At 70.6% G+C, this 20,976-nt stretch carries 20 protein-coding genes; 13 read left to right on the top strand and 7 right to left on the bottom strand.

Annotated features, from left to right (window positions below; translation table 11 throughout):
- Positions 1 to 13: 13 nt before the first annotated feature.
- The 4 genes from RC1_RS00705 (at position 14) to RC1_RS00720 (ending at position 5,332) form a co-directional block, all read left to right on the top strand.
- On the top strand, positions 14 to 757 hold the full coding sequence (locus RC1_RS00705) for a fimbrial biogenesis chaperone (RefSeq protein ID WP_012565397.1): 744 nt from the start codon (positions 14 to 16) through the stop codon (positions 755 to 757).
- Positions 757 to 3,282 carry a fimbria/pilus outer membrane usher protein gene (locus RC1_RS00710; protein ID WP_012565398.1) on the top strand — a complete coding sequence of 842 codons (2,526 nt, stop codon included), beginning with the start codon at positions 757 to 759 and terminating at the stop codon, positions 3,280 to 3,282. The genes RC1_RS00705 and RC1_RS00710 overlap by 1 nt, the downstream gene beginning before the upstream one ends.
- Before the next feature lie 93 nt (positions 3,283 to 3,375).
- Entirely contained in the window at positions 3,376 to 4,464 is a 1,089-nt protein-coding gene (locus tag RC1_RS00715) for a hypothetical protein (protein ID WP_012565399.1), read from the top strand.
- 10 nt (positions 4,465 to 4,474) lie between these two features.
- Complete coding sequence (locus RC1_RS00720; protein ID WP_012565400.1) at positions 4,475 to 5,332, top strand: hypothetical protein; 858 nt, start codon at positions 4,475 to 4,477, stop codon at positions 5,330 to 5,332.
- Between the two features lie 385 nt (positions 5,333 to 5,717).
- Here the strand turns inward: RC1_RS00720 and RC1_RS00725 are convergent, their stop codons facing one another.
- On the bottom strand, positions 5,718 to 7,070 hold the full coding sequence (locus RC1_RS00725; RefSeq protein WP_049766612.1) for an amidase: 1,353 nt from the start codon (positions 7,068 to 7,070) through the stop codon (positions 5,718 to 5,720).
- A gap of 149 nt (positions 7,071 to 7,219) precedes the next feature.
- On the opposite strand from RC1_RS00725, the gene RC1_RS00730 reads away from it, so the two are divergent.
- Together RC1_RS00730 and RC1_RS00735 are read left to right on the top strand one after the other, a co-directional pair.
- Positions 7,220 to 8,149 (top strand): spore coat protein U domain-containing protein, encoded by a 930-nt coding sequence (locus RC1_RS00730; RefSeq protein ID WP_012565402.1) that lies wholly within the window; start codon positions 7,220 to 7,222, stop codon positions 8,147 to 8,149.
- A 217-nt stretch (positions 8,150 to 8,366) separates the two neighbouring features.
- The gene (locus RC1_RS00735) at positions 8,367 to 8,768 is read left to right on the top strand and encodes a hypothetical protein (protein WP_012565403.1); all 402 of its coding nucleotides are present in this window, start codon (positions 8,367 to 8,369) and stop codon (positions 8,766 to 8,768) included.
- Between the two features lie 228 nt (positions 8,769 to 8,996).
- On the opposite strand, the gene RC1_RS00740 is transcribed toward RC1_RS00735, so the two are convergent.
- Complete coding sequence (locus tag RC1_RS00740; protein ID WP_041785705.1) at positions 8,997 to 9,464, bottom strand: hypothetical protein; 468 nt, start codon at positions 9,462 to 9,464, stop codon at positions 8,997 to 8,999.
- Between the two features lie 255 nt (positions 9,465 to 9,719).
- On the opposite strand from RC1_RS00740, the gene RC1_RS00745 reads away from it, so the two are divergent.
- Both RC1_RS00745 and RC1_RS00750 read left to right on the top strand, forming a co-directional pair.
- On the top strand, positions 9,720 to 11,360 hold the full coding sequence (locus RC1_RS00745; protein ID WP_012565405.1) for a sigma-54-dependent transcriptional regulator: 1,641 nt from the start codon (positions 9,720 to 9,722) through the stop codon (positions 11,358 to 11,360).
- 20 nt (positions 11,361 to 11,380) lie between these two features.
- Positions 11,381 to 11,701: a hypothetical protein gene (locus RC1_RS00750; RefSeq protein ID WP_012565406.1), complete on the top strand. Its 321-nt coding sequence runs from the start codon at positions 11,381 to 11,383 to the stop codon at positions 11,699 to 11,701.
- A 1-nt stretch (position 11,702) separates the two neighbouring features.
- Here RC1_RS00750 and RC1_RS00755 read toward each other — a convergent pair whose 3' ends face one another.
- Together RC1_RS00755 and RC1_RS00760 are read right to left on the bottom strand one after the other, a co-directional pair.
- Positions 11,703 to 12,017, bottom strand: coding sequence for a ribbon-helix-helix domain-containing protein (locus tag RC1_RS00755; protein ID WP_012565407.1), 315 nt, complete (start codon positions 12,015 to 12,017; stop codon positions 11,703 to 11,705).
- Positions 12,018 to 12,146: 129 nt separating this feature from the next.
- Entirely contained in the window at positions 12,147 to 12,776 is a 630-nt protein-coding gene (locus tag RC1_RS00760; protein WP_012565408.1) for an AAA family ATPase, read from the bottom strand.
- A 249-nt stretch (positions 12,777 to 13,025) separates the two neighbouring features.
- On the opposite strand from RC1_RS00760, the gene RC1_RS00765 reads away from it, so the two are divergent.
- Positions 13,026 to 14,093, top strand: coding sequence for a glycosyltransferase family protein (locus RC1_RS00765; RefSeq protein ID WP_012565409.1), 1,068 nt, complete (start codon positions 13,026 to 13,028; stop codon positions 14,091 to 14,093).
- Positions 14,094 to 14,096: 3 nt separating this feature from the next.
- Here RC1_RS00765 and RC1_RS00770 read toward each other — a convergent pair whose 3' ends face one another.
- From RC1_RS00770 to RC1_RS00780, 3 genes are all read right to left on the bottom strand, one after another.
- The gene (locus RC1_RS00770) at positions 14,097 to 14,504 is read right to left on the bottom strand and encodes a hypothetical protein (protein WP_012565410.1); all 408 of its coding nucleotides are present in this window, start codon (positions 14,502 to 14,504) and stop codon (positions 14,097 to 14,099) included.
- An 87-nt stretch (positions 14,505 to 14,591) separates the two neighbouring features.
- The gene (locus RC1_RS00775; RefSeq protein ID WP_012565411.1) at positions 14,592 to 15,836 is read right to left on the bottom strand and encodes a glycosyltransferase family 4 protein; all 1,245 of its coding nucleotides are present in this window, start codon (positions 15,834 to 15,836) and stop codon (positions 14,592 to 14,594) included.
- A 63-nt stretch (positions 15,837 to 15,899) separates the two neighbouring features.
- Positions 15,900 to 17,381 carry a mannose-1-phosphate guanylyltransferase/mannose-6-phosphate isomerase gene (locus RC1_RS00780; RefSeq protein ID WP_012565412.1) on the bottom strand — a complete coding sequence of 494 codons (1,482 nt, stop codon included), beginning with the start codon at positions 17,379 to 17,381 and terminating at the stop codon, positions 15,900 to 15,902.
- Positions 17,382 to 17,983: 602 nt separating this feature from the next.
- Between RC1_RS00780 and RC1_RS00785 the strand changes: the two genes are divergently transcribed.
- The 4 genes from RC1_RS00785 to RC1_RS00800 all read left to right on the top strand — a co-directional run bounded on the left by RC1_RS00785 (position 17,984) and on the right by RC1_RS00800 (position 20,950).
- On the top strand, positions 17,984 to 18,508 hold the full coding sequence (locus RC1_RS00785; protein ID WP_012565413.1) for a MarR family transcriptional regulator: 525 nt from the start codon (positions 17,984 to 17,986) through the stop codon (positions 18,506 to 18,508).
- Between the two features lie 36 nt (positions 18,509 to 18,544).
- Positions 18,545 to 19,696 (top strand): DUF2336 domain-containing protein, encoded by a 1,152-nt coding sequence (locus RC1_RS00790; protein WP_083759209.1) that lies wholly within the window; start codon positions 18,545 to 18,547, stop codon positions 19,694 to 19,696.
- Positions 19,697 to 19,807: 111 nt separating this feature from the next.
- Positions 19,808 to 20,242 (top strand): hypothetical protein, encoded by a 435-nt coding sequence (locus RC1_RS00795; protein WP_012565415.1) that lies wholly within the window; start codon positions 19,808 to 19,810, stop codon positions 20,240 to 20,242.
- A 105-nt stretch (positions 20,243 to 20,347) separates the two neighbouring features.
- The gene (locus tag RC1_RS00800; protein WP_012565416.1) at positions 20,348 to 20,950 is read left to right on the top strand and encodes a J domain-containing protein; all 603 of its coding nucleotides are present in this window, start codon (positions 20,348 to 20,350) and stop codon (positions 20,948 to 20,950) included.
- Positions 20,951 to 20,976 lie beyond the last annotated feature (26 nt).

The following is a 20,976-nucleotide window of genomic DNA, read 5'->3' on the forward strand; positions in this document are numbered from 1 at the left end:
TCGGATTTCCTTCATGCCGCTGCTGACCCGGCTCCTTGCGCCGCTCGCCCTCCTCCTCGTCGTGGGCGTCATTCTCCTGCCGCGACCGGCCGGGGCCTTCCGGCTGGTGCCCATCGAGATGGAGTTCGAGCCGGCCGGACGTGGGGCGACACAGATCTTCCAGCTCCAGAACGACAATGCCGATCCCGTTGCGGTGGAGATCACGATCAAGGCCCGCGCCATGGACCGGGACGGACAGGACGTGCTCACAGATGCCGGCGACGACTGGGTGATCTTCCCGGAGCAGATCATCCTTCAGCCGGGCGAATCGCAATCTGTACGGGTTCAGTGGATCGGCCCCGCTACGCCGGACAGGGAGCTGGCCTTCCGGCTGATCGCCGAGCAGCTTCCCATTGACATCGGACGGCCGCCCGCGCGCGGCGGTCAGGTGCGGCTGCTGGTCAACTACATCGCCTCGCTCTATGTGATGCCGGCCGGTGTCAGGGCGGATGTCGGTGTCGTCTCCGCCCAGGAGATTGCGACCCCGGACGGCCGACGCCTGGAACTGGTGCTGCGCAATGGCGGCACCACCCGCAAGCCCCTGAACGAGCCGACCCTGACCCTGAAAGCCGGCGGAACGACCGTTACCCTGACACCGGACCGGCTCGGCGGCCTGAACGGAGAGAACATGCTGGCCGGGGCGACCCGGCGCTTCCTGCTGCCCTGGCCGGAGAAACTCCCGGTCGGCGCTGTCACGGCGAGCCTCAGCCTGCCGTGATGCACCGACGGCCGGGGCGCTCCACCGGACGCCTGCTCCTTGCCGCTGTCTGCATTGCCGTCGCCCTGCTGCCTCCCGCAGCCCTGGCGGCGGACGAGCCGCCGCCGCCGGTCCCCGCGGCCGCTGGCAAGGATGCCCTGTTCGACAAGGTCTTCGGCCAACGTGCCCGGGCGACGAAGCTTCGCCAGATCGACCTGCCGGTCCGTTTCGACGGTCAGGAACTGGGCGTCGTCCCGGCCCGGCTCTCCGGCGATCCCAGGACGGCACAGGTGGACATCCCCCGACTGGCCGAACTGCTGCGTGACGTGGCCCAGGACGCGGCACTGGACGAGCTGCGCCGTCTGGCCGGCCCCGACGGTTTCGCTGTTCCCGCCCCGCCCGCGCCCGGGCGGATCGAGGTCGCCATCAATGCCGCCGATCTGTCCGTTCAGGTCACGGTGCCGCCGGATATCCGCCGTCTGGTCCGGATCGACGTGCAGGGCCGCAGTGACGCGGCCCGCGGCTATCTCGTGCGGCCCCCGGCGGACCTCAGCGCCTATGTCAATGCGCGTGCCGCCATCGGTTACCTGTCGTTGCCGGGCGGTGGCGTCCAGGACGAGGGCCGCGGCCCCCTGACCGTCTCCCTGGAGGGGGCGGTGAACCTGAAGGGCTGGGTCGTCGAGACCGACTCCTACTACCGGGAGGATGGCGAGCGGCGCTGGTCGCGCGGACCGACCCGGCTGGTCCGGGACTTCCCCGACTCCGGCGTCAGGGTACAGGCCGGCGATCTGACCTATCCCGTCAGTGGCCAGCAGGTCGGCCGGCCGCTCAGCGGCCTCTCGGTCGCGCGCAACTTTTCGCTCCAGCCCTACCGTTCGGTGCAGCCGGCGGGTCAGCGCGACTTCATCCTGGAGACCCCCTCCCTCGTGGAGGTCTTCGTCAACGGCCGACCCACCCGCACCCTGCGGCTGTCCCCCGGCCCCTACAATCTGGCGAACTTCCCCGGTGCCTCCGGTACGAACGATATTCAGATCCGTATCACCGACCAGTTCGGCCGGGAGCAGACGATCGAGTTTCCGTTCTTCTTCGACAACCAGCTCCTGGCCGGCGGCATCCACGAATTCGGATACACAATCGGGTATCCCTACACCACGGACGGCGACAACCTCGCCTATGACCGTGATCGCCCGACCTTCTCCGGCTTCCACCGGATCGGCCTGTCGGACCGCCTTACCCTGGGCGCGGGGCTCCAGGCCGACCGCCAGCAGCAGGTCGCAGGCGCCGAGATGCTGCTCGCCACCCCGATCGGCACCCTGGGGGTGGAGCCCTCAGTGAGCTTCGGGGCCGCGACCGGCTATGCCGCGACCCTGGGCTACCGCGACTACCGCACCGGCGACAGCTTCTGGCAGCAGCGGACGACAACCGCGCAGATCTCCTGGCGCGACAGCGCCTATGGCAGTTTCGGCACCCTGGACCCGGACAACGACATCGCCCTGGACGCCGCCTTCCGTTTCAGCCAGCCGCTGGCGCCCGACCTCACGGCAACCCTGGGCGGCCGCTGGCGGGAGAACCGGGAGCCGGAGCGGGTGGACGGCTATGCCATGGATCTGACCCTCCGGCGGCGGCTGGGCCGGACGGCGAGCTGGGACCTGACCTTCTCGCACGACCGCGATACCGACGGCGAGCGGGAGACGGGGGCCTATGTCAGCCTGCGGGTCAGCCTGGACGAGGGCCGCCACACGGCCGGCGCCTCCTTCGATACGGTCCGGCGGGAGAAGCGGCTGGACTGGCGCTACCAGTCGCTGGAGCCGGTTGACCAGCTCAGCCTGTCACTGGACGCCACAGGGGCCAGCGGCAGCGACCGCCTTCAGGGCAGCGCCGGCTACGTCCACCAGCGCTTCAGCGCCGGGGTCCGGCACGACGTGGTGGAACGGACGACGGGCGGAACCGAGAACCGCACCCAGGCCAACTTCGCTACGGCGCTCGCCTATGCGGACGGCCATGTCGCGCTGTCCCGGCCGATCTCCAACAGCTTCGCCCTGGTCGTGCCGCACCCGCGGCTGGCCGGGCGGACGGTGGGGGTTGATCCCGTCAACGGCAGCTACCTTGCGCGGACCGACGGGCTGGGGCCGCCGGTGGTGCCCAACATCTCCGCCTATCTGGTCCGCCCCCTCCTGCTGGACGTACCGGAGGTGCCGCTGGGCTACGACATCGGCGAGGACCGCCCGGCCGTGCGGCCCGGCTACCGTACCGGAACCGTCGTGCCTGTCGGCACGGACGCCACCGTTTCGCTGGACGGCAGCCTGACGGGGCCGGACGGACAGCCGGTAGCCCTGGCCTCCGGCGTACTGCGGCCGGTGGGCGGGCCGGAACGGCAGGAGATCCAGTTCTTCTCCAACCGCCGCGGCCGCTTCCGCGTGGAGTCGGTGCGACCGGGCCGCTGGGAGCTGGTGCTGGTCGGGGTGGAGGCCCGGCCGGTGCCGGTGGAGGTGCCGGCCGACGCGGAAGGCGTGCTTCCGCTCGGCGAGGTGCGGCTCCAGCCCTGACCGGACGGAGAGGTCGCAGCGATTTCCCGTAACGCGGGAGTGCGGCCGCGCTAGACTGAGCGGCTGGTGGTAGCCCCTCGGGAGAACCCCCGCTTGCCCCTTCGGACCCTGGCGGAGTTGGCGCATCAGGTCGGTGCGGTCATCCCCTTCGCAGACACCAAGCTGAAGTTCACCCGCGTCCGGCGCGGCCAGGACGGGCTGGAGGCCCTGCTGCCGAGCCTCGTCGGCGGGCGCGAGACCTATGTCGTGCAGCTCATCGACCTGCCGCGCCTGTTCCCCTTGCCGCTCTACGACCGCATGCTGCTGGAGGAGATCGTGGCGGAAGCCGCGCTCGCTCCCTCCTCCCTGCGACGGGCCGCCCTGACGCTGGATGCCGACGGCGCGCGCGGGGCCGTCGCCCGGCAGGAGGCGCAGGCCCGGCTGGCGATGGACCGCACGCAGGAGATCAGCGCCTACTTCGCCGCTCTGGAGCGGCTGCGCGACCTGCTGGTCCCCAGCCTGCCGCCCTGGGAGGTGGAAACCTACGACCTGCGGGAGCGCGGAACGAACCTGCGGGTGAACACGCTGGTGGAGGCGGCGGCGCAGCGTTTCGGCCAGGACAAGCGGGCAGTGGTCGCCCTGCTGGAGCGGATGGCCAGGGTGCTGTCGCCGCTGATGGACTTCCAGGTGACCCAGGGTCATCTGGCCTCTGCACTCTATGCCGTCCGGTCCTTCGTCTCCGACCTCGCCCGGATGCGGCTGGGCGGGTCCGCAGACGGCCAGGAGGTGCTGAGCTTCGTCCGCATGGCCGGGCGGGAGACGGACCGGCTGGTGACGCCGCTGCTGCGCCAGGGTCAGGGGATGCTCCAGGCGGTGGACGCCTTCCTGCAACGGCCCGACGACATGGAAGCCGCCCTCTCAGAACTGGTGCAGACGGTGGAATGGAGCCTGGATGGCTGGACCTCGCTGATCGACCACTGGCAGACGGTGGACGAGCGTACCCAGCTCGCCGCCGCCACGCTCGACCAGATCGCGCCCAACGTGCCGTTCCTGCCGTTGCAGGTCTTCGCCACCGGCTCACGCGACCGCGGCACGGCGCTGGAGCGCGGCCGCGCCCGCCTGACCGGGCTGACCCGGACAGTCGCCGCCGGAGAGGTGGACACGCTTTCGCTGGACCTGCTGCGCCGACGGCGGGCCGGCTGAGGGGCGGCCGATGTCGGAACCGATCCGCTTCTTCGAGGATCTGGACCCGCCCGCCCGTCAGCGTCTTCTGCGCCGGCTGGAGAAGGCCGGCCCGGACGGTCTGGTGCCGGTGGAGAACCTGCTGATCCGGCAGCATCTGCGGCCCGGGCTGCGCCGGTTGCGCCCGGAGCGGCAGCGCCAGCCGGCCCGGGTTCTCCTGCTGCCGGCGGAGCCGTTCCTCGTGGACGCCCCGGTATCGGGGCGGCTGCCCCTGATCCCCCGCGCCGTGCTGTCCCCCCTGATCCGGCGGCTGGCCGGTGCCGGGCTCCGACTGGACGGGGGGCGGTCGGACGGGGAAAGGCCGTTGGACTGGTCGCAGCCCCTGTCCGCGGCGGACGAACCCGCGGCGCGCCGGGTGCTGGCCGCCCATGTCGCCCGCGAGCGCGATGCCCTGGCGACCGTTGCCGCCACCGGGCTGGGCGGCGACATGGCCGGGGCGCGGCGGGCGGTGGCGGCGCTGGCCACCTGCCTGTGCCATGCCGACCGCATCGCCGGCTGGTGCGCGGACGTGCCGGCCGGGCCGATCCTCTGGATCGACGACCCGCTGGCGGACCTGCTGGCGGCGCAGTTCGCGCAGGCGGAACGGGCGGAGGACGGGCTCGGCACCCTGCTGCTCCTGCTCGTGGCCCGGCGCATGCAGAACCCGGCCCTGCTGCCGGCGGCGTTCGCCGCCCAGGCCCGCGCCTCTGCCGCCCTGGCCGCGGCCAGCAGTGCCGTGGTGGGAGAGATCGCGCCGGTCCTGGCGGCGGACGCCCTGGCCTTCCTGGACCGCCCGACGGTGCCGGAGGCGCTGGCCGGGATCGACTTCTTCCGGGTGCGGCACTGCTGACCTGCGCGGAGCTGTCCTGGCAGCCGCGCTGCCGTGGCCGGCCGGCTGGAGCATCTGCTGGGCCGGACCGCGACCCGGCGCGCTCCAGGCGGAACTGGCGGCGCTGCTGGACTCCGGCACGCCGTCCGTCGCCGCCGGGGAGATCGAGCGGTCGCTTCGGGAACTGGCGGCCCTGGCACGGCTGGACGGGCTGGACAGCCTGTCCGGGGCGCTCGCCCGGATTGAGGCCGACCTGATCGCGCGGCTGGAGCGCACCGCCGCGGCCGGCGGGCGGGCGATGGTCTACCACCTGCACCTGCTGGAACTGGCCGCCGGCAGCGACCGGGCCGACGAGGTGCGCCGGCGTCTGTGGCCGCGGACGCCCCCGTCCCCTTGAGCGGCGCCTCTACTCCTCCGGGAGCCCCGGCGGGCGGCGCCGGTGCCAGTCCGTCACCTGCTGGAAGGCGTGCGCCACGGCGACGGCCGCCTCCTCACCCCAGGGCAGAGCCAGCACCTGGAGCGAGACGGGCAGCCCCTCCCCGCTCTGCCCGCAGGGCAGCGCCACGGCCGGCAGGTCCAGCCAGTTCGCCATGCGGGTGAAGCTGCTGAAGGGCAGTGTCGTCTCGTCGGCCGTGTCCAGGGGCGGCGCCGTTACCGGCACGGTCGGCGTCAGCAGGGCGTCGAAATCCTGCATCCAGGCATGGAAGCGCCCCTGGTCGGCGGCGCGGGCTGCCAGCAGGCGGGCATGGTCCGCCTCGGTCGAGGATGCCGCCGCCTGCAACCGGGCCAGGGTGCCGGGGTCCATCTCCGGCGCGAAACGCTCCACGCGGTCCGACCAGCGCCGCCAGCCCTCCGCCCCGATCAGGCGGCCGGTCGGCTCGACGCAGGCACCGGGAGCGACGGCCGGTCGCACCTCTTGCAGCCGGGCGCCCTGCCGCTCCAGGACGGACAGCGCCTCCAGATAGGCCGCACCCACCGGGTCCGCGACGCTGGCGAGGTCGGCGTCGCCCAGCACCGCCAGCCGGCAGCCCCGCACGGACCGGGCCAGCGCCGCCGCGGCCCCGAAGCCCGGTCGCTCCAGCGTTGCCGGGTCCGCCGGATCGGGACCCGCCATCGCCTCCAGCAGCGCGGCCGCCTCCGCCACGCTCCAGGCCATGGGGCCGACCGTATCGAGTGTGGGGCTGAGCGGGACGACGCCGGCGCGGCTCACCCGGCCGACCGTCGTCTTGATGCCGCTGATTCCGTTCAGCGCGCAGGGGATCCGGATGGAGCCGCCGGTGTCGCTGCCCAGCGCCATGTCCGCAAGTCCGGCCGCGACCGCCACGGCCGATCCGCTGCTGGACCCGCCCGGCACCCGCGCGACCGTCATGTCCCAGGGATTGCGGGGCGTCCCGGTGGCGCGGTTGATGCCCCAGGTGCCGAACGCCAGCTCCACCGTGGCCGCCTTGCCGAGGGGGATCATGCCGGCGCGCAGGAGATGGTCCAGTGCGGTAGCCGTGGCGGGTGCCTCATCCACCACCGGCGTCCGGGCGCCGGCGGCGGTCGGCACGCCGCGCAGATCGAACAGGTCCTTGACCGCCAGGGTGCGGCCGGCGAGCGGTCCTGTCCCCGGCCCCCGCTCCAGCCGCCATGCCGCTTCGCGCGCCAGCTCCGGCAGGACCAGGGCGAAGGCCCGCAGCTCCCTGTCCAGCCGCCCGATCCGGGAAAGCTGTTCTTCGAGCCGCAGTACCGGCGGAATCCCCTCAACCCGATCCGTCATCCGTCCCTGCCGTCCCTGGCCTTTGTCCGGCACGCACCATGTCCATGCCGGCCAGCGCTGGCAAGACCCGACCGGCATACCCCTTGCTTCGGACCAGGATCCGGCAGGATCGTGCAATCCGCCCCCGCCTCCGCTACTCTTCGGCCGCCATGTTCTGCTCCCGCCTCCTCCACGTCACCCTGCTTGCTCTGCTGATCGCCGCCGTGACACCGGCTGCCCCGGCCGGGGCGAAGACCAGCAACTGCAAGCTGAAGCTGCGCGATCTGACCCGCATCGAGCCGCAGAGCGGCAGTTACGATCCCTTCGCCGGCACGCCGCCGCCGCAGTATCACCGTTTCGAGGTGCAGCACCTGAACGGCCCCGGCTGTGCCTTCGTCATCGGGGTGGATGCCGGTTCCAACGGCAGTCGCCAGATGGAAGAGGACGGCTACCGGCTGAGCTATGGCCTCTACATCGACGGGGCCCTGTCGCAGCCCCTGGCCGATGCCTACGGCTCGCCCAGCGGTCTGCTGTCGGGCTATGTCGAGGACACCAAGGGCCGTGACGCGGTCGAACTCCAGTTTTTCAGCATCATCCCCGCCGGACAGATGGTGCCGGCAGACACCTACCGCGACGAAGTGCGCTTCACCCTCTACGAGTGGGAGGACGGCACCCCCGGGCGTATCCTGGACTCCCGCGACGTGCAGGTCCGGGCCAAGGTGCGCGAGGTGTTCCAGGCCTCGGTGCGCGTCGGCGGAATCTCCCGCCCCCTTGCCGGGGTCGCCGGGACGCTGGATCTGGGCGAACTATCCAATGGCGCGGCTACCACCTTCGATCTGGAAGTGTCGGGCAATGCCGGATACGATGTGTCGTTGGAGTCCGAGAACCGGGGCTATCTGGTGTCGCATGACGGGGGCGGTTCCATCCCCTACGGGCTGACGCTGGATGGACGGTCGGTTTCGCTGCAACGGTCGGTGACCCTGGGGTTCGGGGGCAGCGGTACCGCGCAGCACGGTCTGACGGTCACGGTGCCGGCGGCGTCAAATGCGCTGGCGGGCACTTATCGGGATAATCTCGTCCTGACGGTGTCGGCCCGCTAGGGACTGCACCGGCCGCCGGGGTGGCGGCATCGGGATGATGGCGGAGGGTAGGATGCGGGGTCGATTCGCAAAGCGCATCGGGCCGGCGCCAGGAACGGGAATGACCGTTGCCACGGCTCCGTCCAGGTGGGGGAGAGGCATCACTGCCGCCAGGACAAGGGGCACAGCGGGGGTTACAGCGGGCGTCGTCGCCGCGGCCCTTCTGGGGGCGCCTGCGATGGCCGGCGCCGCGGAGCGCGGGCAGATCACCCTGCGCGGCACGGTTCCCGCCGTCTGTACGGTCGCGCTGAGCGCATCCAGCGCCACGCTGGAGGTGGTCCGCGGGCAGTCAGCAACACCCGTCGCCACGGTCGAGGAGCGGTGCAACGCCGCCGCCGGCTATACGGTCAGCGTCACCTCACGCAACGGCGGCCAGCTCCGTCAGGAGGGCGCGGCGTCCGGCGTCAGTTACGCCGTGAGCTACGATCAGGTGAGCAGCAACAGCGGCGCCCTTGTCGCCGTGCGTACCCCGACGGGGGCGGCACGGGTCGGCACGCTGGCGGTGGAGGTTCCGGCAAGTCCGGAAGCCGCGGCCGGTGACTATGTGGACGTTCTGACCGTCAGCATTTCTGCCAGGTAGACCGGCCTTCCCCACACGGGAGGGGGGCCCGACGCCCGTTCTCCGGTCGTGGGAAAAACGGCGCGGAGGAGGGTGGTCCCCCGCGCCGATCGAGTTGGCGCGTTTGCCCCGAACCGATGAAAGGGCCCGGCCGCGCTGGGCCGGCAGTCCTGGCGGGTTTGCTCCGGATGAGCCCCGCCTGGAGCCCTGCGCCCCCGGGCTTTTCCCGGAGGCTGAACCGTGCGCCCGTCAGCGGGCGGCGATGGTGATGGTCAGCGTGTCGGCGTAGTCGCCGGCGATGTACTGGGCCGACGCCGGGATGGTCACGTTGACCGACGAAACCTTGTTGAACTGGGCCTGGCTGCGCAGGATCTCCAGCGAACCGGCATTGCCGGACTGACCGTCATAGATCGTGGTGTACATGATGGGGCTGGTGCCCGCGGCGCCGGAAACCAGCTTGCCGGCATTGGCGGAGCCCACGGTGATCTTGTAGCCGTTGCCGCGGTTGCAGGTCTCGGTGACGGTGCCGACCTGCTTGTTCGTCTCGCCCCCGCTGATGTTCAGCGCCTGGTTCAGGTCCGTGACCGAGACCGAGCAGTTCACGGCGACGGTGCCGCGGAGCTGGATGGTGCTGCCGGACTGAGCGGCGGCGGCGACCGAAGCGGTGGCGGCGGTGGCGACCAGGGTGGCGAAGGCAATGCGGGTGAGGGTCTGCATGATCGTCTCCATCGGTTCACGGCCGTTCGGCCATCGTTTGTCTTGCCCGATAACAAGCAAACCAGATGCCATTCGATCATTGTGTCGGACCGAAACTGTAACTCCTTGTCATAAAAGGATTTTTCAAAATACCGCGAAAGCGGTGTTGCGAAATGCAGCGATGGCGCCGCAAGACGTTATGAATTTTAGCATTGCATTTTTCAACTATCTGAATGGCTATTGCACTCCGCAATGCCCTCGGCCATACTCCTTTCGATGGCACGAGACCCCCACCGTATCCTGATCGTCGAACCGTCGGCGGCGTTGGCCCAGGCCTTCGTCACGGCGCTGCGCCGTGACGGCCATGCGCTCGATCAGGCCGACAGCATCGCCGCCGCCCTCGACCGGCTGGCGGCGGCACCGGCCGACCTGGTGCTGCTGAACCTCCAGGTGACCGACCGGCCCGGTCTCGACGGCCTGAAGGCCCTGTGCGACCGGGCGGCGCGCATCATCGCGCTGACCGCGCAGGGCTCCGTCCAGGCGGCGGTCGAAATCATGCGGGCCGGGGCGGTGGACGTGCTGCTGCTCCCGGTGGGGACGGAGAAGCTGCGTGGTGCCGTCACGGCCGCGCTGGAAGCCGGGCCGCCGCGCCTCCAGGGATCGGTCGGACCTCTCCAGTCCGCCCCCCCTTCCCCGCTGCCCGGCCCGGCCGCGCCGGCCGCAGCACCGGCGGGGGAACCGCTCGGCTATCTCGGCTTCATCGGCCTGTCGCCGCAGATGCAGGCCGTCTACCGGATGATCGACGCCGCGGCGCCCAGCAAGGCGACCGTCTTCATCACCGGGGAGAGCGGCACCGGCAAGGAGGTCTGCGCCGAATCCATCCACCGCCGGAGTCCCCGCACCGGCGGTCCCTTCGTGGCGATCAACTGTGCCGCCATCCCGAAGGACCTGATGGAGAGCGAGATCTTCGGCCATGTGAAGGGCGCCTTCACCGGGGCCACGGCGGACCATGCCGGCGCCGCCCTCCAGGCCCATGGCGGCACCCTGTTCCTGGACGAGATCTGCGAGATGGATCTGGCGCTGCAGGCCAAGCTGCTGCGCTTCCTCCAGACGGGCATGGTCAAGAAGGTGGGCAGCGAGAAGCTGGAGCCGGTCGATGTCCGCATCGTCTGCGCCACCAACCGCGACCCCTATGCCGAGGTGCAGGCCGGGCGCTTCCGCGAGGACCTGTTCTACCGTCTCCAGGTCATCTCCATCGAGCTGCCGCCCCTGCGCGACCGCGGCGACGACGTGCTGCTGATTGCCCGCCAGTTCCTGATCCGCTTCAACCAGGAGGAGCGCAAGCGCTTCCGCGGCTTCAGCCTGGAGGCCGAACGCATCCTGCGCGACTATGCCTGGCCGGGGAACGTGCGCCAGCTCCACAACGTCGTGCGCAACGTCGTGGTGCTGAACGAGGGGGAGGAGATCCAGCCCTTCATGCTGCCCCCGCCCTTGAACAAGCCGACCATGATCGTGCCGCCGATGCTGTCGGACCCGCGCTGGGCGGCGGTGGCCGGTCCCCTGGCCTTCCAGTTCGGTGGCGGGCCGAAGCCGCCGGGGCTGCCGACCATGCCGGGCCTGCCCGGCTTCCCCCCGGCTCCGGCCCCGGCCGATCCCGTCCCGCAGCCCGACCGGGAGACGGCCGCCGTCCCGGCACCGCCCGACCCGGTTCCGGCCCCCGCACCGCAGTCGCTGGCGGCCGCCTTTCCACCGGAAGCGCCGGAGCGGCGCATCCGGCCCCTCTGGCAGGTGGAACAGGACGCCATCGACGAGGCGATCCGCCTGTGCGGCGGCAACATCACCCGTGCCGCCGCCCTGCTGGAGATCAACCCCTGCACCATCTACCGGCGCCGGCAGCGCAAACGGGCCGCTCTCTAGGCCAGGACGAAGGATTGGCGATGATCACCGAGATCCGGCACATCATCTTCTCCAACGACGAGCTGAAGCTCGTCTTTCAGACGGTGCCGCTCGATGGCTTCGACCCGGCCCGCAGGATCACCCGCATCGAGGTGATGGAAGGTCCGCCGCCGTCGGTCCGCATCCGCAGCGAGGCGCCGGGAGGACCCCCGTCCGAACTGGACGTGGAGGCCTACCAGCTCGCCCGGCTGATCGTCAGCTACTGCCGCGACAAGCGCATCCCGCTGCCCAAGGACGCGCTGAAGACCCTGCATGCCCAGGGCGAGCAGCTCTGCTTCAGCATCATGAGCACGCTGGGCTGAGTCAGGGAGCGGCGATTTCCGGCTTGCCGCGCTGCGCCAGCAGCATGTTCACCGCCTCCACCATCAGCGCCTGGACGGAGGTGTCCTCGTCCAGCGCAAGCTGGCGCAGCAGCTTGCGTCCCTCCGGCGAGAGATGGACCGTGACCGGGGCGGTGCCGTTGCGGCTGGGGGGGGGCACGTACCGCCGCTCCTCCGGCGGATTGGCGGCGGCCGCCAGGGCGGCAGGATCAGGGCGTTTGGCTTCGGCGGCCTTCGGCACCGCCTTGGACCCCGCCGCCGCCTTCAGGGCCGCCCCGAGTGCTGGACGCTTCGCCATCCTGTCCGTCTCCCTCCTGATTTCAGTCGGACGATCCTAGCAGCCCGCATGCCGGCGTGCCAGCATGGCAGCCTGCCATCGGTCCATCCTTCCCGGTGGCCGCACACCGTCGGCCCTGTCCCGGTAGTGTCAGGCGGCGCCCAGCCGCTTCGCCACCCACTTCCGCAGCGCCTTCACCTCGGTCGCGGCCGTGCCCTCCGGCTCGAACTCCGTAACGCCCTGGCTGGCGATGGCGGCATAGCCGAAGGCGGCGCGGTTGCCGATGGTGACCGGCGCCGTCTCCAGCCCCAGTTCCTCCAGGGCGGTGCGGGCCTCCTGCACCTTGGGGCCGCGCACGGGTACGGCGTTCAGTACGGCGGTCGGCTGCTTCTTGGCGACGCCGATCATCTCCACCGTGTTCGCCATGGCGCGCAGGTCGAAGATCTCCGGCCGCAGCGGCATCAGGATGAGGTCCGCCGCCTTGGCCGCGGCCAGGGCCGCCGCCTCGGAATGCGGGGCCGTGTCGATGATGACGATGTCGGCCCGGTTGTCGCGCGCCGCCTGCAATACCGCCTGCAGTCTGCCATGCTGGCAGGACAGCACGGACAGTTCGTCCTCGTCCTCGCGCTGGTCGCTCCAGGCGGTGGCAGTCGCCTGCGGATCGAGGTCGAGGACGACCACGGTCTTGCGCGCCTCGCGGAACGCCACGGCCAGATTGAGGGCGATCGTCGTCTTGCCCGTGCCGCCTTTGGTGCTGATGAGCGAAAGCACCTTCGTCATGGTCCCCCTCCCGCCGTCGCGGCAGCGTCGCGGCATGGCACCGGGCGCCCCGGGAGGCCACCATGCCAGCATGGCTTCATGCCACCCTGCCGCCAGTGCTGCATCAGATGTACGGCCTGCCGCCGGTGGCCGCAAGCCTGAAAGCCTGAGCTATCCAGGGGCCGCCGGCCGGCCTATGCTCCCCCCGCCCGCCGGGATGGTCCCGGCCGGCCAGCCGATCCCGTCCCGCAACGCCGGCCGCTCCCGCCGATGCGCATCCTCGCCCTTCCCCGCTACGACCGGCTCGGCGCCAGCAGCCGTCTGCGGTTCCTGGACTTCCTGCCCGGTCTGGCCGCGACGGGGATCGCGCTCCGGGTCTCTCCCTTCTTCGACGATGCCTATCTCCGGCGTCAGTATGCCGGGCTTCGCCCCGACCGGCGGGCGGTGGCAGGACACTATGCCCGGCGCTTCACGGCGCTGGCGGGCCGGCGTGGACACGATCTGCTGTGGATCGAGAAGGAGGCGTTGCCCTTCCTGCCCCTGGCCGTGGAGCGCGCGGCCCTGTCCGGCGTGCCCTATGTGCTGGACTTCGACGATGCCTGGCACGAACGCTACGAGGGCCACCCGAACCCGGCCGTGCGCCGTCTGCTGGGCGGCAAGCTGGCCCGGCTGGCCGGGGCGGCGGCGGCCGTGCTGGTGGGCAACGGGCACCTGGAGGACTGGGCCTGGCGCGCCGGCGCCCGGCGTGTCGTCAGGCTGCCGACGCCGGTCGATCTCGCGCGCTATCCCGACCGTCCCCCGCCTACGGACGGCTTCCGCCTGGGCTGGATCGGCACCCCCTCCTCCGCCGTTCACCTTGCCCTGCTGGCGGAGCCGCTGCGCCGGCTGGCGGCGGAAGGGCCGCTTACCCTGGTCACCATCGGGGTGGCTCCCGTCGCCCTGCCCGGCGTGCCGGAGGAGTTCCACCCCTGGACCAGCGAGACAGAGGGGGCTCTGCTGGCCACGATCCATGCCGGCATCATGCCGCTCGCGGATACGCCCTTCACCCGCGGCAAGTCCGGCTACAAGCTGATCCAGTACATGGCCGCCGGCCGCGCCGCCATCGGCTCCCCCGTGGGGGAGAACGCGCTGATCGTCCGCCCGGAGGAAACCGGACTGCTGCCGGGAACGGAGGGGGAGTGGCTGGACGCCTTGCGCCGGCTGCGCGCCGATCCCGGATTCGCAGCCCGGTTGGGGCGCGCCGGCCGGGTGGAGGCGGCAACCCGGTTCGGTCTGGCCGTGCTCGTTCCCCGGCTGGCTGAGACCCTGCGGTGCGCCGCGGAGGGGGAGCGCGGGTGAGGGTCAGGGCGCGGGGGTTGCCTCGCGCTCCCAGGTCTCCAACGCCGTGCTGGTGCCGCCCAGGATCGTGTAGACCCCGATAACGCGGCCGTCCGGCGTCGGTCGGTAGATCGCCACCCCTGGCGGCGCATGCGGTCCGGAGGCGAAGACGGCGCTGAGCTGGCCGCCGCTGACGATGCCGGTGCCGAAATGATGCTCGGTCCCGATGCGCCAGGCAATGGTGTAGGTGTCGCCGGTGCGGACGACCTTGGCCTCGCCCCGGTAGTCACGGCCGTTTCCGGTGCTGCCGCTGACGCGGAAGGTACCTTCGAAACCGGAGGCCTTTTCCGTCTGCGCCAGGGCGGGCAGCGTGGTCGGGACGGATCCGGCGGCGAGGGCAACGACCAGGGCGGCGGCAAGGCGGTGCATCATCGGTCCGGTTCCGTCAGCAATGGGTCCCGCACCCCCAACACGGCACGGAGCGATTCCGTGCCCGCTACCCTCGTGCCGAGCAGGCCCTCACCCCGCCCAGGTCGGCAGGGGTTGGCCTGTCCCGAGCGCCTCGACCAGCGCGATATGGCGCGGCAGGCAGACGCGGTTCAGATCGAAGCGGCGGACCACCGTGTCACGCGCCGCGGCCCGCAGGGGCCGCAGCTCCTCCCGCCGGTCGAGCGCCTCGGCCACGGTGGCGGCGATCGCATCGGGATCGAAGAAGTCCACCAGCAGGCTGTTGCGGCCGTGTTCCACCACCTCCTGCACCGGCGGGGTGGCGGAACCCACGACCAGCGCCCCCGCTGCCATGGATTCCAGCAGCGACCAGGACAGCACGAAGGGGTAGGTCAGATAGACATGCGCTGAGGACAGCTGGAGCAGGCCGATGAACTGGCCGTAAGGCACCCGGCCCAGGAAGTGGATGCGGGACGGATCGATCCGCCCCGCCACCTCGCGCATGAAGCGCTCCTTGTAGGAGACGCCATCCTGGGGCTTCGCGCCGTAGCTGACCTCGTCGCCGCCGATCACCAGAATCTGCGCGTCCGGCCGCGCCTTCTGCAAGGCCGGGAGGGAGCGGGCGAAGCTGTGGAAGCCGCGCATCGGCTCCAGATTGCGGGCGACGAAGGTCACCACCGGGTCGGCCGTCGTCAGCACCGTCCCGTCCGACAGCCGGACGGTCACGCCGGGGTCCGGCCGGATGGCGTCCGTGTTCACGCCGTCATGGACGACGCGCAGTTTCGGCCGGAACTCCGGCGGCAGGGTGCTGCCCTGCCACTCCGTCGGGCTCAGGATGGCGTCGGCAAGGTGAAGCGACAGCAGCAGATGGGTGTTCTTCAGGTGCAGGCGCGCCAGCGCGTCCACCCCCGCCATCGGGAACTCCGGGTCGAAGCCGACGTCCTGGCCCTCCGCCGCGTAATAGAACTCGTGATAGGCCAGGACTCGCGCCGTGGGGAACACCTCGCGCAGGAACAGCGCCTCGCCCCATCCCGGATGGACGCAGACCACATCCGGCACGAAGCCGTTCTTCTTCATCGCCTCGCAGGCCCGCAGCACCCCCTCGCCACGGATGACCTTGGTCTCGAACTCGGAGACCCAGGGATGGATGGCGGTGCTGGAGCCGCGCCCCACCTTGTATCTGAAGGCCTGCACCCCCGGCAGCTTCACCGGATCGCGCATCCCGAGCGCGACGCACTGGTGCCCGCGTGCGGCCAGCGCCGGGGCAAGGTGCAGATACTGGGCGGGGAAGTTCTGATGGATGAAGAGGATGCGCATGCCGCCCCGTTTGCCATGCCCGGTCCGGTGCGGCAAGCGCCTCCCGTCGCTGCCGTCGGGCGGTCACACCCGCCCGTAGGTATCTTCGAAACGGACGATGTCGTCCTCGCCCAGATAGGCGCCCGACTGCACCTCGATCAGGTTGAGCGGCACCTTGCCGGGATTTTCCAGCCGGTGGACGCAGCCCAGCGGCAGGTAGACGGACTCGTTCTCGCGCACCAGCATCTCCTCGCCGTCGCGGGTGACCAGCGCTGTGCCGTTGACAACGACCCAGTGCTCCGCCCTGTGGAAATGCTTCTGCAGGGACAGCTTGCGGCCGGGCTTCACCGTCAGGCACTTGACCTGGAAACGCTCGCCGGAGGTGATGCTCTCGTAGGACCCCCAGGGCCGGTGGACCTTGCGGTGCTCCAGCGGTTCCGTCCGGCCGGACTGTTTCAGCCGCTCGACGATGCCCTTGACGTCCTGCACGCGGTCGCGCCGCGCCAGCAGGATGGCATCCCCGGTCACCACAAGCACGGCATCGTCGATGCCGAGCACGGCCGTCAACATGCCGTCGCTGCGGATGTAGTTGTCGTGGGCGTCCACCAGCATGACGTCACCCTGGACGACATTGCCGTCGGCGTCCTTCTCCCCGATCTCCCACAGGGCCGACCAGGAGCCGACATCCGTCCAGCCGAGATCGGCGGGAACGACGGCGGCACGGTCGGTCTTCTCCATCACGGCATAGTCGATGGAGAGATTCGGGGACCGGCCGAACGCCTCGGGGTCGAGGCGCAGGAAGTCCAGGTCCCGCGTGGCCGCCGCCAGCGCCGCGTCCGCCGCGGCCAGCACCGCCGGGGCGTGCCGCTCCAGCTCCTCCAGGAACGTCCCGGCGCGGAACAGGAACATGCCGCTGTTCCAGAGATGCGCGCCATCCGCGACGAAGGCTTCGGCCACCGCCAGCGAGGGCTTCTCCGTGAAACGCTCGACACGCTGCACGCCCGCGATCCCGTCGAGCGCGGCACCGGCCTTGATGTAGCCGTAGCCCGTCTCCGGGCTGGTCGGGCGGACGCCGAAGGTCACCAGGAAACCGGCCGCGGCCGCGCGGGCAGCCTGCTCCACCGCCCTGCCGAAGGCGGCACGGTCCTGCACCACATGGTCGGCCGGCAGCAGCAGCAGCAGCGCGTCCGGATCATCGCGCGCCGCCAGCCGGGCGGCGATGGCCGCAGCCGCGGCCGTGTTGCGCCCCACCGGTTCCAGCACAATGGCAGCGGGCTCGATACCCACGGACTGCAACTGCTCCCCGACGGAGAAGCGGTGCTCCTGGTTGCAGACGACAATGGGGCTACGGAAGGCCCGGGCATCGCCGACGCGAAGCGCCGTCTCCTGGATCATCGTCCGTTTTCCGGACAGGGCCAGGAGCTGCTTCGGGAACCGCTCCCGCGACATGGGCCACAGGCGCGATCCGGTTCCTCCCGAAAGCAGCACGGGCTGGATCTGCTTCCGGCCGGCATCGCTCATGCCGTCCATGACTTCGGCGACGGCTGCATCGATCGAATTGGGCATTGCCGCTGTTCCACTCCGCCATCCGCAGGGGGCTTCGGGATCTCTCCGTTCCGAGGTCCCGGATAACTTGGTCCGATGCACAGGTATGGGACGCATCCCGGCAGGACCGGACTCCCGGCACTCTATTCGCGGCACCGTCGGAGGGTAAAGCGTCTCACTGGCCTGGGTTGCTCCCCTTCCGATATCCCCTCCTCTGGGCATGGCATGTCCCGACCGGAGAGACAGCAGGCGGCAAGGAGCCTGTCCGCGACCGTGGATGAGCGGTCCGGCCGTACCCGGGGGGCGGCCTCCCCACGATCCGTCGTGTAAGGCCCTACGGTCCGGCGGGTAAGGATTGTGACAAGAAGGGTTAATACGGTTTAATTCTTGACACACTTCGGGACCGCAGTGCCCGCTACAATTCGGAGCATGAATGCAGTTATGCTCCCCAGGTGGCTGTCGCGGCTGGACAATCTTCCAATCCCGATCGCGGCGGGTGGAACCCGACGGATACCGCGGGAGCAGGAACAAGGGACTGGCGGCAGAATGATGAGGAGTGCGGTGATGCGGGAAACCGGCGGGCGGACGCCCCGACGACAGGAGCGGAACGGGGGGCGTTGGTCATGATGACGAAGCCGAACAGCCCGGTTGCGGCAGTCGTGAACCGCCAGGACCCGGTGACCAGTGTCTCCGTCTATACCGACATCGCCCGTGTCGTGGAGCGCATGCAGCGCCGCTTCCACGACGTGGTGCGGGTGGAACTGGGGCGCATCGGGGTGGACGACATCAGCCCGATGCAGGTCGTCATGCTGATGAACATCGGCAACGATGAGCTGTCGGTGCGCGACCTGATGGAGCGGGGCTACTATCTCGGCTCGAACGCCTCCTACAACCTCAAGCATCTGGTCGAACAGGGCTATGTCGATCGCGGCGCCTCCCAGCGCGACCGCCGGGCGGCGCGCCTGCGCCTGTCGGAGAAGGGCCAGTGGCTCTGCAACGAGCTGCGCCGGCTGGAAGGCCATCAGGCCGGCGTCCTGATCCGCGAGCCGCGCGACGCCGAAGACCTGGAGACGACCTACCGCACGCTGCGCCGGCTGGAGCGGCTGTGGGGCGACATCATCCGCTACGACGGGCGGAATCTGGACTGAGCGGCACCCACGGCGGGCGCCCCGGGCGGAGCAGCAATGGCAGGGCGGCGGACGCGGCTGACACGTTCGGATGTGGACCGGCTGCTGCGCGAGCCCGGGCCGCACAGCCGTATCGAGACCATGGCGAAACTGGTCGCGGATCTGGAGGCCGGGCTGCTGACGCAGGCCGAGCACAGGCTCGCGCTGGAGGTGCTGGGCGCCTTCGCCGCCGATGCCGAGGCCGAGGTCCGCAGCGCCGTGGCCTGGCAAATCCATAACAGCCCGTTGCTCACCACCGATCTGGCGGACCGGCTGGCGCGCGATGTCGCGCGGGTCGCCTTCCCCATCCTGCGTCATGTCGAGATGCTGACGGACGAGCTGCTGCTGGAGATCGTCGCCGAGCGCGATCCGCACAAACAGCTCGCCATCGCCGGCCGCCGCCGGGTCTCGGCCGAGGTGGCGAGCGCGCTGGTGGAGACAGGCAATCTGGTCACCGTCGTGCATCTGCTGCGCAACCGCGGCGCCCATGTCGCGGCGGCAACGCTGGAGCGCGCGGTGGAACGGTTCGGCCAGATCCGCACCGTGGCCGACGCCGTGGCCGCCCGGCCGGAGCTGCCGCTGGCCCTGGTCGAACGCCTGATCGCCTTCGTTTCCGAAGATATCCGCCGCCGGCTGGTGGACGAGCACGGGCTGGAACCGCAGCTCGCCACCCGTCTTGCCCAGCGCGGCCGCGAGGCGGCGACCCTGCGCCTGCTGAAGCCGCTGCTGCTGCGCGCCGAGGATGCGGAGCTGATGGCGCGGCACCTGAACTGGCAGGGGCGACTGACGCCGCATTTCCTGTTCCGCGCCCTGTGCGGCGGCGATCTGCCCCTGTTCGTCGCGGGTATGGCCGAACGCAGCGGCATCGCCATCGGCAGCGCCGAGATGCTGGTCTGGGACGATGGGGCTCTGGGCCTGCGCACCCTGTTCGACGCGGCACGGATACCAGCGGCGCTGTACGCGCCGTTCCGTACCGCCATCCGCACCGCCAAGGAGAGCGGCTTCGTCGGTGGGCTGTGCGAGCGGGAGGCGTTCCAGGCCGAGGTGCTGGCCCGCCTTTTCGAGGAATGCGGTGACATCGAGGAGCGCGAGGTGGACGAGCTGCTGTTGCAGGTCTGCGACCAGCCCGGCGCCTCCCCACCCGACATGCTGCTGCCGTTGCGGGCATGAGACCTGGCCGGACCGGCCGGGGCCATTGACCGCACCCCCGTCGCCACGGACAGCTTGCGCCCGCTGACGGGCTGCGCAAGCATGGGGTGCGGCGCAGCCCCCAGCGGACCCATGAACCACCGTTCGATTCTCGATCCGGCCCTGCGCGACCTGCCGATCCGGCAAGCCGCCTACATCGCCAAACTGGCCGACCAGTTGGACATCCGGGACGACCTGGAGGAGCGGCGACACCTGCTCTATCCGGTCGTCGCCGCGGCGGCCAAGGACATCGAGCCGGTCCTGGAGCCGGCGGAGTGCGCTGCCCTGGCCGCCGCCTTCCTGGACGTCCATGCCGAGGGCGTGGCCCGGACCCTCTATTCGCCGGCCTTCCTCACGGAAGGGACGGCTGCGATGAAGCCATGGGCGGACCGGCTTCTCGCCGCGATCGCGGGCGCCATCCTGGACCGCCTGAAGCAGGGGGACATGAGCATCGCGCCGCGGAAGGTCTGGCGCTTCCGGGCGGACGGGAGCGATCCCGACTTTCCCTACCGGGACGATGGCGACTGATCCCGCAGCGGGGCCGTGACGCCGGTCTTGACCGGCTTTAAGCGCCACTTAAGTCCTCTCTGCGATTCTGAGCCCCCGTCCCTTTCCCCCTGAGCCCCGCGCGCCGTGAGCAGGACCTCCTTTTTCGAGAAGCGCCGGCAGATCCGCGAGCCGGTCCAGGCCGGCGGCGCTCTGGTGGATGGAATCCCCTGCCGGGTCTTGAACTGGAGCCTGAACGGCCTGCTGCTGGACGGACTTGACCGGCCGATGCAGCCGGGCCGGCGCTTTTCGGCGGACCTGGATTTCGTCGCCAGCAGCGGGGAGCGGTTCAGCTTTCCGATCGAGGCCCGTGTCGTGCGCTGGCAGAGCGAGGGCCGTGTCGCGGCGACCTATGTCTGTCTCGATGCCCAGGTGGCGCGGCGCATCCTGACGCATTTCCAGCCGGTGCCCGGGCCGCGTCTGCACGGCATGGAGGCGGAATGGCGCCGCGAGGCGCCACCACGGCCCCCTCCCGCTGCCGAACCGGAATCAGCGGCCATGGACGACAGCGTGCGGCTTGCCGACACGGTGCTGGCGCTGAAGGAGATTTCGGCCATCAAGTCGGCATTCGCGCGCCGGTTCCATCCGGATACCGCACCACGCGACGCGGGCTACGACCTGCGCGTGCAGCTCTTCAAGGAATTCTGGGAAGTCCTGGACGGGGCGGAGAAGCGTCTCAAGGGGCGCTGACGCTCCGCCCGTTCAGGTCCGTCCCT

Origin of the sequence: Rhodospirillum centenum SW (assembly GCF_000016185.1) — a bacterium.
Classification (GTDB): Bacteria; Pseudomonadota; Alphaproteobacteria; order Azospirillales; family Azospirillaceae; genus Rhodocista; species Rhodocista centena.